The organism is Nocardioides zhouii (assembly GCF_004137345.1).
Classification (GTDB): domain Bacteria; phylum Actinomycetota; class Actinomycetes; order Propionibacteriales; family Nocardioidaceae; genus Nocardioides; species Nocardioides zhouii.
In genome coordinates this window covers 48248-59710 of sequence record NZ_SDWV01000013.1, presented here as the reverse complement: position 1 = coordinate 59710, position 11463 = coordinate 48248, and the positions used below count along the sequence as shown (strand labels likewise).

11 protein-coding genes are annotated in these 11463 nt (G+C 70.2%); 5 read left to right on the top strand and 6 right to left on the bottom strand.

Features of this window, described 5'->3' with window-relative positions; all coding sequences use genetic code 11:
* Positions 1-153: 153 nt before the first annotated feature.
* Both greA and EUA94_RS13605 read right to left on the bottom strand, forming a co-directional pair.
* Positions 154-645 carry a transcription elongation factor GreA gene (gene greA, locus EUA94_RS13610; RefSeq protein WP_129427428.1) on the bottom strand — a complete coding sequence of 164 codons (492 nt, stop codon included), beginning with the start codon at positions 643-645 and terminating at the stop codon, positions 154-156.
* A gap of 205 nt (positions 646-850) precedes the next feature.
* Positions 851-1243, bottom strand: a complete 393-nt coding sequence (locus EUA94_RS13605) for a DUF4307 domain-containing protein (RefSeq protein ID WP_165356892.1) — start codon at positions 1241-1243, stop codon at positions 851-853.
* 37 nt (positions 1244-1280) lie between these two features.
* Between EUA94_RS13605 and mca the strand changes: the two genes are divergently transcribed.
* Positions 1281-2195 carry a mycothiol conjugate amidase Mca gene (mca, locus tag EUA94_RS13600; protein WP_129427426.1) on the top strand — a complete coding sequence of 305 codons (915 nt, stop codon included), beginning with the start codon at positions 1281-1283 and terminating at the stop codon, positions 2193-2195.
* 23 nt (positions 2196-2218) lie between these two features.
* Complete coding sequence (locus EUA94_RS13595) at positions 2219-2452, top strand: hypothetical protein (protein WP_129427425.1); 234 nt, start codon at positions 2219-2221, stop codon at positions 2450-2452.
* Between the two features lie 54 nt (positions 2453-2506).
* Here EUA94_RS13595 and EUA94_RS13590 read toward each other — a convergent pair whose 3' ends face one another.
* From EUA94_RS13590 to EUA94_RS13575, 4 genes are read right to left on the bottom strand one after another with little or no spacing between them, the layout of a single operon-like run.
* Positions 2507-3127, bottom strand: coding sequence for a class I SAM-dependent methyltransferase (locus EUA94_RS13590; RefSeq protein WP_129427424.1), 621 nt, complete (start codon positions 3125-3127; stop codon positions 2507-2509).
* 9 nt (positions 3128-3136) lie between these two features.
* A complete protein-coding gene (locus EUA94_RS13585; protein WP_129427423.1) occupies positions 3137-5251 on the bottom strand; it encodes an alpha-galactosidase in 2115 nt (704 codons plus the stop codon).
* The gene (locus tag EUA94_RS13580; RefSeq protein WP_207210550.1) at positions 5248-6063 is read right to left on the bottom strand and encodes a DeoR/GlpR family DNA-binding transcription regulator; all 816 of its coding nucleotides are present in this window, start codon (positions 6061-6063) and stop codon (positions 5248-5250) included. Before EUA94_RS13580 ends, EUA94_RS13585 begins: the two co-directional genes overlap by 4 nt.
* Positions 6063-8087 carry a beta-galactosidase gene (locus EUA94_RS13575; protein WP_129427422.1) on the bottom strand — a complete coding sequence of 675 codons (2025 nt, stop codon included), beginning with the start codon at positions 8085-8087 and terminating at the stop codon, positions 6063-6065. The genes EUA94_RS13580 and EUA94_RS13575 overlap by 1 nt, the downstream gene beginning before the upstream one ends.
* Positions 8088-8253: 166 nt before the next feature.
* On the opposite strand from EUA94_RS13575, the gene EUA94_RS13570 reads away from it, so the two are divergent.
* Genes EUA94_RS13570 through EUA94_RS13560 form a run of 3 tightly spaced genes read left to right on the top strand, consistent with a single transcriptional unit; the run spans position 8254 to position 11462 of the window.
* Positions 8254-9579 carry an ABC transporter substrate-binding protein gene (locus EUA94_RS13570; protein WP_207210549.1) on the top strand — a complete coding sequence of 442 codons (1326 nt, stop codon included), beginning with the start codon at positions 8254-8256 and terminating at the stop codon, positions 9577-9579.
* Positions 9580-9582: 3 nt separating this feature from the next.
* Positions 9583-10527 carry a carbohydrate ABC transporter permease gene (locus tag EUA94_RS13565; RefSeq protein WP_129427421.1) on the top strand — a complete coding sequence of 315 codons (945 nt, stop codon included), beginning with the start codon at positions 9583-9585 and terminating at the stop codon, positions 10525-10527.
* Entirely contained in the window at positions 10524-11462 is a 939-nt protein-coding gene (locus EUA94_RS13560) for a carbohydrate ABC transporter permease (RefSeq protein WP_129427420.1), read from the top strand. Before EUA94_RS13565 ends, EUA94_RS13560 begins: the two co-directional genes overlap by 4 nt.
* The last annotated feature ends 1 nt before the right edge of the window (position 11463 follow it).

Here is an 11463-nt window from a genome sequence, read left to right as displayed (position 1 = left end):
TCCACCCACATGCGCGCGTCGGGAAATGTGGCTCGACCACCGCTTGGCCGTGACACGCGGCTCGACACGCCGAAGGGCGGTGGTCCAGCCACGTTCCGTGGTGTCGGAAGGTGGCTGGACCACCGCCCAGACGGTGATCAGTCGTGACGGGGCTCAGGCCCGGTAGGGCTCCGCGTCGACGATCGTGACGGTGAGCTCCTTGCCGTTGGGCGCGGTGTACGACACCTTGTCGCCCTTCGAGTTGCCGTTGATGGCGGCGCCCATCGCGGACTGGGGGGAGTAGACGTCGAGGTCGTCGCCGTCCATGAGGTTCTCGCGGGCGCCGAGGAGGAACTTCTCGGTGTCGCCGCCGCCGAAGTCGACCGTGACGACCATGCCGGGCTCGACGACGCCGTCGTTGGCGGGCGTCTCGCCCACCTCGGCGCGGCGCAGCATGTCCTCGAGCTGGCGGACGCGGGCCTCCTGCTTGCCCTGGTCGTCCTTGGCCGCGTGGTAGCCGCTGTTCTCCTTAAGGTCGCCCTCGTCACGAGCCGCGGCGATCTTCTCGATGATCTCCTGACGCCTGGGGCCCCGGAGGTCGTCGAGCTCGGCCTGCAGCTTGTCGTAGGCCTCCTGGGTCAGCCAGATGGTGCCCTGGTCGGTCATGTCGTCGCTCCTGCTTCGCTGTGGTGCTGGATGCCTCGGGTGCTCGGGATGTGCCCCAGCGCACCCGCATCGGGTCGATGAATCGTGTGTTCCGTCCGGTCGGCGTCGGCGCGGTCTCAGACGTGGACCAGTGCACCCGGACGGGCAGAACGTCTAGATTAGCAAGCCGGGACCGAAAGCGCAGTTCGTGCGCCCCGGACCGGGGTCAGCGAGGGCGCGGCTGGCCGTCGGCGGTGCATCCCAGCTTCTCGACCGTCGTGGCCCGCCGCTCGGTGCGGATCACCACCTCGTTGGTGCCGCCGACCGGGGTGAACACCTTCTCGCCGACGGGGGTGTGGTCCTCGGCGAACGCCCGCAGGCGACACGACGCCTCCACGTCGTCGTCCCCGAGGCGTACGTCGAGCCGCGCCTGCATCTCGTGGTCGCTCGTCACCTCGAAGGACACGAGGTCGGAGGTGACGGCGGGCGTGGTGTGGAACCACACCGTCCAGCCGAGCCAGCCCAGGCCGACCACGGCGAGGACGACGGCCAGCGTGACGGTCGCGGGCCGGCCCCAGCGCGAGGGGGCGCCGTAGCGGTCGGTGAGGTCGGTGGTCACGGTCAGAAGGGTAAGCGGCTGCTCCTAGACTCAGGCCATGGCCCGACCCCCCGCAGACCGGCCCGGAGCAGGCACGCTCCGCACCGGCCTCCGACTCATGCACGTCCACGCCCACCCCGACGACGAGTCGAGCAAGGGCGCCGCGTCCACCGCGAAGTACGTCGCCGAGGGCGTCGACGTCCACGTCGCGACCTGTACGGGCGGTGAGCGCGGCTCGGTGCTCAACCCCAAGATGGACCGCCCCGACGTGCAGGAGAACATCTCCGAGATCCGCCGCGAGGAGATGCACCGCGCCCGCGACATCCTGGGCATCCGGCAGGACTGGCTCGGCTTCGTCGACTCCGGCTGGCCCGAGGGCGACCCCAAGCCGCCGCTGCCGGAGGGCTGCTTCGCGCTCGTCCCCCTGGAGGAGGCGACCGAGCGCCTGGTGCGGCTGATCCGCGACTTCCGCCCGCACGTCGTCACGACGTACGACGAGCGCGGGGGCTACCCGCACCCCGACCACATCCGCTGCCACGAGGTCTCCGTCGCCGCCTTCCACGCGGCGGGCGACCCGGAGCGGTTCCCCGACGCGGGGGAGCCCTGGCAGCCGATGAAGCTCTACTACCACCACGGCTGGAGCTGGGAGAAGACCAACGCCCTCCACCAGGCGATGCTCGACCACGGGCTCGAGTCGCCGTACGCCGAGCGCCTCGAGAAGTGGGAGCGCGAGCCCGACTGGGACGACCGCATCACCACGCGGGTGCCGTGCGGCGAGTACTTCGGGGTCCGTGACCAGGCGCTGCTCGCCCACGCGACGCAGATCGACCCCGACGGCTTCTGGTTCGCGATCCCGCGCGAGATCCAGGTGAAGACCTGGCCCACCGAGGACTACGAGCTCGTCTCCTCGACCGTGGAGAGCGCGCTGCCGGAGGACGACCTGTTCGCCGGCATCCCGACGCCCGCTCCCTGACGGTTGGGTGGGACACTGGAGCCATGCTCGAGCTGCTGCTGATCCTGATCGAGGACCCGACTCCCGACCCCACCGAGGTCAAGGCGGGTCCACTCGGCTTCGCGGTCTGGATCTTCATGATCCTCGCGGTCGTCGTGATCGGCTTCAGCCTGGTCAAGCAGCTGCGCAAGGCGCAGGCGGCCAAGGACGCCGGGGTCTACGGCGACGAGCCGGTCAACCGCGACTCCGAAGAAGCCTCGGTCCCCGACGAGCGGTGATCCAGCCACATTCCTGATCGCAGGAATGTAGCTCCACCACCGCCTGCAGCGGGATCAGCGGCGGACGACTCGCACCAGGCAGTCCCAGGCCGTACGCCGTTCGTCGCCGCCGTGCTCGTGGCGGGAGGGGTCTGCTGACCTGACCTCCCGCGCGACGCGCTCCGCGCGCACCACCTCGACCTCGAGCCCGTCGAGATCAGCGAGCACGTCCTCGGCGGTCATCAGCACGGTGGGGTCCTGCGGTCCGCCGGTGCCCTCGGCGATGTTGGTCGAGTCGTGCGCGACGAGCAGCAGCGTGCCGCCGGGCCGCAGCATCATGAAGGCGCCGCGGACGGCCCGCCGCCGGTCCTCGGCCGGCACCTGGAAGTAGGCCATCACCACCAGGTCCACCGGCGCCGGGGGCTGCCACCGCGTGGCGTCGGCGCAGACCCACGTCACGTCGAGGTCCTCGGCCAGCCGGGCACCCTTGTCGAGCGCGACCTGGGAGAAGTCGACCGCAGTCGCCGACCAGCCCCGGGAGGCGAGCCAGATCGCGTTGCGACCCTCGCCGGCAGCGAGGTCGACCGCCGTCCCGGGCGTGAGGTCGGCGAGCTCGGCGGCCACGAACTGGTTGGGCTCGCGCGACCAGACGAGGTCGCTCGCGGCGTACCGCTCGTCCCATGCGCGTGCGTCCATGCGACGAGCCTAGGCCTCGACGACGCGCAGCACCCGGGCCTCTTCCGGGTCGAGCACCGGCAGCGCCACCCCGGCCGTGGCCAGCACCCGCCCGCCGAGCACGGCGCCCGAGGCCGACCACCGACCGGACAGGTCCGCGCCCCCGGTGGGTGGCAGCTCCTCGGAGAGCCGGTAGGAGCGGTCGGGGTCGAGCCCGGTGAGGCGGAGGGGAGCGGGGTGCTGGGTGGCGGTCATCGCCACGGTGGCGACGACGTACCACGCCTCCGAGCGGTCCGCCGCGACGATGCCGGTGACCGCGACGGCCGGGTCCGGGTGGTCGGGGTGGACCAGCGCGCCGGTGCCGATGAGCGGACGGACCCGCTTGTGCAGGTCGATCCACGACCGCAGCTCGGCCAGTCCCTGCTCGTCGAGGCGGGTCATGTCCCACTCGATGCCGAACGAGTGGAGCAGGGCGGTGGCCGCGCGGTAGCGCAGTGAGTGCGTACGCCCGGTCGTGTGCGAGGTGGCCGGCCCCACGTGCGATCCCATCAGCTCCGGCGGCACGAGCAGCGACGTCCACCGCTGCAGGTGCTGCCGCTCGAGCGGGTCGTTGGTGTCGCTGGGCCAGATCCGGTCGGTGCGGGTCAGCACCTCGGCGTCCACCCGGCCGCCGCCGGACGAGCAGGACTCGATCTCGAGCGTCGGGTGCGCGTCGCGCAGCTCGTCGAGGAGCCGGTAGGCCGCCAGCGTCTGCCCGTGCACGGCCGGTCGGCCCGCGTGGGTGACGTCGGTGAGGTCGCGGTTGTGGTCCCACTTGAGGTACGCGATGTCGAGCTCGTCGAGGAGCGCCAGCAGTGCGTCGCGCAGGTCGGCGTACGCCCCGTCGTCCTGGAGGTCGAGCACCTGCTGCTGGCGCCACTCGGGCGGCACCGCGGTGCGTCCGCGCAGGACCCGCTCGGGACGGGTGCGCGCCACCTCGGAGTCGAGGTTGACCATCTCGGGCTCGACCCACAGCCCGAACTCCATCCCGCGACCCGTCACGTGCTCGACCAGCGGCCCGAGCCCGTCGGGCCAGACAGAGGCGTCGACGCTCCAGTCGCCCAGTCCCGCCGTGTCGTCGCGCCGGCCGAGGAACCACCCGTCGTCGAGGACGAACCGCTCCACCCCGACAGAGGCGGCCACGTCGGCGAGCTCGGTCAGCCGGTCGAGCGACTGGTCGAAGTAGACCGCCTCCCACGTGTTGGCGATGACAGGCCGCTCCGTACGCGCGCGCGGCGTCACCGCCCGCAGGTGGGCGTGGAAGCGGTGGCTCAGGGGGTCGAGCCCGGCAGGCGACCACGACCCGAGCAGCCACGGGGAACGGTAGGTCTCACCGGGAGCGAGCACCACCTCGCCGGGGGCGAGCAGCTCGCCGCCGCCGAGCAGGCAGTCGCCCTCGGGGCTGCGCTCGGCGTACGTCGTGTGGTTGCCGCTCCAGGCGGTGTGCACGGCCCACACCTCGCCGGTGCCGAAGGTGAAACCGGGCGTGCCGGAGACCATGAGGAGGGTGGCGTCGTGGCCCGTCCGGCCGTGGCGGGCGTCGCGGCGGTGCGTGCCCTGCACCCACGGGTGCCGCTGGGGCGAGCGCTCCTTGCACCAGCGCCCGGTGAGGTCGAGCAGCTCGGTCGCGTGCGCCGCGACCGGCAGCGCGGTGAGGACGGTGGCGAGGTGGAGGTCGCCGTCCGCCGCGTTGGTGACCGACGTACGCGCGTGGAGCAGACCGACGTCGTCGAGGGCGATCTGGACGGTGACGTCCCAGCCGGCCTCCGTGTCGCTCGCGGTGCAGGTGAGGGCGCTGTCGCCGGCGACGACCTCCCAGTCGACCAGGCTCGGCGTCGCCGCCGTGGCGCTGCCGCCGACCCGGTGGCCCTCGAGGGCGGGGGTGCCGGCGAAGCCGCGGGTGCCGTCGGGGACGAGCCCGGTGGTGCGCGGGAGGTCGTACGACGAGCGCGAGACTCCGGGGCGCCGCGCCGCGAGCAACGCGGCGAGCGCGTCGTCGTCGAGGTCGCCGAGTGCCGCTCCCCAGTGCAGGACCGAGGGGATCCCGGCGTCGTCGCGACCCAGCACCAGGCTCACGCCGGCGCGGCTGAGGTGCGTGACCGTCATGCGTCCTCGACGTCGTCGAGGTCGTCGTCCTCGTCGTCGATCGGGTCGACGACCACCAGCTCCCCGACGTGGTCGGCGAGTGCGCCGCTGGCCTGGGCAGGAAGGCCCGAGTCGGTGACCAGCACGGCGGCCTCGGAGAGCCCGGCCATGCTGCTGAGCCCGACGACCCCCCACTTGCTGGAGTCGGCGCACACAATGAGGCGACGGGAGCGCTCGATCATGGCGCGGTTGGTCTCGGACTCCAGGAGGTTGGGCGTGCTGAAGCCGGCCCGGACGTCCATGCCGTGCACCCCCATGAAGAAGGCGTCGACGTGCAGGCTGCGCAGCGAGGAGACCGCGACCGGCCCGACCAGGGCGTCGGACGGGGTGCGCAGGCCCCCGGTGAGCAGCACCGAGGTCGTGCTGTCGCCGGTGCGGTGCAGGACGTCGGCGACCCACACCGAGTTGGTCACGACGGTGAGGTTGGAGATGTGGGCCAGGTGCTCGGTCAGGGCGTGGGTGGTGGTCCCGGCCGACACGGCGATGGCCATGCCGGGGTGCACCAGCTCGGCGGCCGCCCTCGCGATGGCCTCCTTCTCGCGGCGTCGCTGCACGGACTTCGCCTCGAAGCCGGGCTCGGACGACGAGGGCTCGGCGACGGCCAGCGCACCGCCGTGCACCTTCTCCAGCAGGCCGTCGCGGTGCAGCGCCACCAGGTCACGCCGGACCGTCATGTCCGAGACACCCAACAGCTCGACGAGGTCGGTGACGCGCACGGTGCCGTCGCGGCTGAGCTCGGAGAGGATCCGTCCCCGACGCTGGGCGGCGAGCATCAGGCGTCCCGCGCCGCGGAGCCGGCTGCCTCGCGGACCACGGCGACCCCTCCGGCCGGCACCCGCAGGTCGCCGGCGACCTCGCGGCCGCTCGCCAGGTCCACCCCGTGGGTGGCGACGGCGGCATCGTCGTCGCCGTGGTTGATCACGAAGAGCCAGCTCGCGTCGTCGCCCACCCGGCGGGTGACCTCGACCAGCGGTGACGCCCCGGGCAGCTGGACCAGTCCTGTGTCTGCGACGAGCCGTTCGACGAGCAGGTCGGTGCCGGCGGCGTGGAGCCGGGTCGCGACGTACCACGCCGCGCCGGACCCGACCTTCCGGCGGGTGACGGCAGGGAGACCCTCGGCCGGCCCGTCGACGTACGTCGCGACCGCCTCGGCTCCGGCCAGCTCGAGGTCCTCGGCCCAGGTGTCGGCGCCGACGGCCGTGCTGCCCAGCCCCTCGACCTGCACGTCCTGGCCCTCGAGCAGCGGCAGGAACTCGGTCGTGCGTACGCCGAGGAGGTCGCGGAACGCTCCGGGATAGCCGCCGAGGCGGATGTGGTCGTGCTCGTCGACGATCCCGCTGAAGTAGGTGACCACCACGGTCGCCCCGGCGTCCGCCGCGGCCGTGAGGGCGGCCACGGTGGCGTCGCTGACGAGGTAGAGGGTCGGCACCACGACGAGGCGGTACGCCGACAGGTCGGCGCTCGGGTGGACGACGTCCACGCCGATGCCCTGCGCGGTGAGCGCACGGTGGAGGTCCTCGGCCCGGTCGCGGTAGCGGACGTCGACGCTGGGGTGGGAGTCGAGCTCGCAGGCCCACCACGCCTCGTAGTCGAACAGGATCGCGGCCTCGTTGCGCGGAGCGCTCCCGGCGACCTCCTCGACGGCGTCGAGCAGCTGCGAGAGCTCGACCACCTCGCGCCACTGACGGGTGTCGGTGCCGGCGTGGGGGAGCAGGCCCGAGTGGAACTTCTCGGCGCCGGCGCGGGAGGCCCGCCACTGGAAGAACAGCACGGCGTCGGCTCCGCGGGCGACGTGGGCCAGGCTGTTGCGGATCATCTCGCCGGGGACCTTCGCGCGGTTGCGCGGCTGCCAGTTGACCGCGCTGGTGGAGTGCTCCATCAGCAGCCACGGCTTCCCGTCGGCGGTGCCGCGGGTGAGGTCGGCACTGAACGCCAGCTCGCGGTGGCCGCCGTCCTCCGCGGAGATCAGGTAGTGGTCGTTGGAGACGAGGTCGAGCTCGCGACCCCAGCGCAGGTAGTCCATCTCGATGGTCTGGCGCATCACCATGAAGTTGGTGGTCACCGGCACGCCGGGGGAGATCCGGTGCAGCGCGTCGCGCTCGACGACGAAGTTGTCGAGCAGCTGGTCGGAGGAGAACCGCCGGAAGTCCAGCTGCTGCGTCGGGTTGGCGTGGGTCGGCGCGACGCGCGGGGGTAGCACCTGCTCGAAGTCGTCGTAGCGCTGCGACCAGAAGGCCGTCCCCCACGCGTGGTTGAGACGGGCCACGTCGTCGTAGTACCTGCGGCGCAGCCAGGTGCGGAAGGCCGCGGCGCTGACGTCGCAGTAGCAGCGGGCGTTGTGGCAGCCGAGCTCGTTGGACACGTGCCACAGCGCCAGCGCCGGGTGGTCCCGGTAGCGCTCGGCGAGGGCCGTGCACAGGGCCAGCGCGTGCTCGCGGTAGACCGGCGAGCTGGGGCAGAAGGCCTGCCGGCCGCCCGGGGAGAGCGTGCGGCCGTCCTCGGTGACCGGGAGCATCTCCGGGTGCCGGTGGGTCAGCCACGGCGGCGGCGAGGCGGTCGCGGTCGCGAGGTCGACGCCGATCCCCGCCGCGTGCAGGTCGTCCATCTGCTGGTCGAGCCACGTGAAGTCCCAGGTGTCGGGCGTGGGCTGCAGCCACGCCCACGAGAAGACGCCGAGGGTGACCAGGTCGACGCCGGACTCGCGCATCAGGGCGCGGTCCTCGACATGGGCGACGGGCGGCCACTGCTCGGGGTTGTAGTCACCACCGAAGGCCAGAGCGGGCAGGGATCTCGGCATGGCGCAACTGTGGCGACCCTCACACGTGAAAGTCAACGCTTCAACGAAGAAAACCGTTGGGAAATGTTTGAAGTGGTCCGAAATGTGACCTCGAAAGGCTTGACGGGGCTGTGTCAGTCGTCACATGCTGTGCATCCTTGTTGGGTTTTGTCTCCAGGAGGCTTTCGTGTCCCGCACCACATCCACTGCCATTCCCCGCTCCACCGTCGCCACCATGGCGGCGACCCGCCGCAACGTCCTCCGGGGCATCGGGCTCAGCGGTCTCGCCGTAGGCGGGGCCAGCCTGCTGGCCGCCTGCGGTGGTGACTCCGGCCCCGCCACCGGCTCGGGAGCCACCGTGAAGTTCGGCATCAACGAGGCCGAGGGCTCCGGCCCGGCCTACGACCGCCTCAAGGCGATCGCCGCCGCCTACGGCAAGGAGAGTGACACCGAGGTCAAGCTCAACGCGGTCGACCACAACACGTTCCAGGAGAGCATCAACACCTACCTCCAGGGCACGCCGGACGACGTCTTCACCTGGTTCGCCGGCTTCCGGATGGCCCAGTTCGCCGAGGCAGGGCTGATCAGCGACGTGAGCGACCAGTGGCCGATCGACGGCCTCAACGACTCGTTCAAGCAGGCCGCCACCGCCCCAGACGGCAAGCAGTACTTCGTACCGGTCAGCTACTACCCGTGGGCACTCTTCTACCGCAAGTCGATCTTCGAGAAGAACGGCTGGGCGCCGCCGGAGAGCAACAACGACTTCATGGAGCTCATGAAGGACATGCAGGGCAAGGGCATCACGCCCATCGCGTTCGGCGACAAGGACGGCTGGCCCGCCATGGGCACCTTCGACATCCTCAACATGCGGCTCAACGGCTTCGACTACCACATGAGCCTGATGGCCGGCGAGGAGAAGTGGGACAGCGACGAGGTCAAGGGTGTCTTCGAGACCTGGCGCACGTTGTTGCCCTACCACCAGGCCGATCCCCTGGGTCGCACGTGGCAGGAAGCCGCAACCTCGATGGGCAAGGGTGAGAGTGGCATGTACCTCCTCGGCACCTTCGTCGTCGACGCCATCGCCGATCAGGCCGACGACATCGACTTCTTCACCTTCCCCGAGCTCGACTCGGCCATCGGGGCCGACGCGCTCGACGCCCCGATCGACGGCTTCTGCGTGGCCTCGGCGGGCAAGAACCAGGAAGCGGGCAAGGCAATGGCCAAGTGGCTCGGCAGTGCGGCCGCGGCCGACGCGGGCAATGCCGGTGCCGATGCGCCGTTCATCGCGGCGAACGAGGGCGCCAGCACCTCGTCGTACAACGACCTGCAGAAGAAGTCGGCGGAGGTGGTGGGGGCGGCTGCCAACATCGCCCAGTTCATGGACCGTGACACCAACGCCGACTTCGCCAACACGGTGATGATCCCGTCGATCCAAGCCTTCCTGAAGGACCCCGATGACATCGACGGGGTCACGGCCAGCATCCAGGAGCAGGCCGCCTCGATCTTCGGCTGAGCCATGACCCACATCGACGAGGCGCCACAGTCCACCGAGCCGGAGAAGGCTGTGGCGCCGAACCAGGGCCGGGCGAAGAAGCTGCCCACCCGAGACCGGGCGACGGTCATCACAATGGTGGCCATCCCTCTGGTGCTGGTGCTCCTGCTGGTGTGGCTGCCGGCGATGTTGTCGGTGGTGCTGTCCTTCGGCAAGTGGAACGGTTTCGGCGACCTCGGCACCATCGAGTGGGTCGGCGTCCAGAACTACAAGGACATCTTCACCATCTATCCGGCCTTCTGGCCGGCGGTGAAGCACAACCTGATCTGGTTGACGTTCCTCTTCCTCCTGCCAACCATCCTCGGCATGCTGCTCGCGGTCGTGCTCGACCGCGAGATGAAGGGCAGTCGGCTGTACCAGACGGCCTTCTACATGCCGGTCGTGCTCTCCCTGGCGCTCATCGGCTTCATCTGGCAGCTCTTCTACTCCCGCGACCAGGGCCTGATCAACCAGGTCTTCAATTCCGAGGTGGACTGGTACGGCGACCCCGACATCAACCTCTGGGCGGTGTTGGTCGCCACGGCCTGGCGCCACACCGGCTACATCATGCTCATCTACCTGGCGGGCCTGAAGGGCGTCGACGCGAGCCTGCGCGAGGCAGCGGCGGTCGACGGCGCGAGCGAGGTGAAGACCTTCTTCCACGTGATCTTCCCGGTCATGCGGCCGATCAACATGGTCGTGATCGTCATCGTCGTCATCGAGTCGCTGCGTGCCTTCGACCTGGTGTGGGTGATCAACAAGGGCCGCAACGGCTTGGAGGTCATCGGGGCCCTCGTGGCCCAGAACGTCATCGGCGAGGCGACGCGCTACGGGTTCGGCTCGGCACTGGCCGTGATCATGATGCTGATCTCGTCGATCTTCATCACCATCTACCTGCGGACCGTCTTTCGTGAGGAGCGCAACCGATGAGCGGAATCGATTCGGTCCTGGTGGCGACGGTGCCGCCGCTGGGTGACAAACAGGCCCCGCCGAAGCGCAAGGAGGGCGGGGTCCTGAGCAAGCGCCGTGGGGCGCTGGTCACAGTGATCATCGCCCTGCTGGCGCTCGCCTGGCTCTTCCCGCTGTTGTGGGCGCTGATCAACTCCTTCCGCGAGTACGAGTACACGCAGGCCAACGGCTATCTCTCCTTCGGCGGGTGGACCACCAGCAACTACGAGCAGGCCTGGACGCAGGGCAACTTCGGGCTGCACATGAAGAACTCGCTGCTTATCACCGTCCCGGCGGTGGTCCTGACGCTCTGGCTGTCCTCGATGGTCGCCTTCGTGCTCGCCCGCTTCAGCTATCGCTTCAACCTCGCCCTGCTAGGCGTGTTCCTTGCCGCCAACCTGCTGCCCCCGCAGGCTCTGCTGATCCCGGTCTTCCGGATGTTCCGCGAGATCCCGCTGCCCTACTTCATGAGCGACTCGGGCTCGATGCTCAACAGCTTCTGGGCCCTCATCCTGGTCAACACCGCGTTCCAGATGGGGTTCTGCACCTTCGTGCTGAGCAACTACATGAAGACGCTGCCCTACGAGATCTATGAGTCGGCCGAGCTCGACGGTGCCAGCGTGTGGCGCCAGTACTGGCAGCTGACCATGCCGCTCGTACGCCCCGCTCTCGCCGCTCTCGCCACGTTGCAGGTCACGTGGGTCTACAACGAGTTCTTCTGGGCCACCGTGCTGATCCAGCAGGGCGACAAGCTGCCCGTGACGTCGGCACTCAACAACCTGCGCGGGCAGTTCTTCACCGACACCAACCTGGTGGCGGCGGGCTCGATCATCGTGGCCCTTCCGGTGCTCGTGGTGTTCTTCGCGCTGCAGAAGCAGTTCGTCTCGGGCCTGACGCTGGGCTCGACCAAGGGCTGAG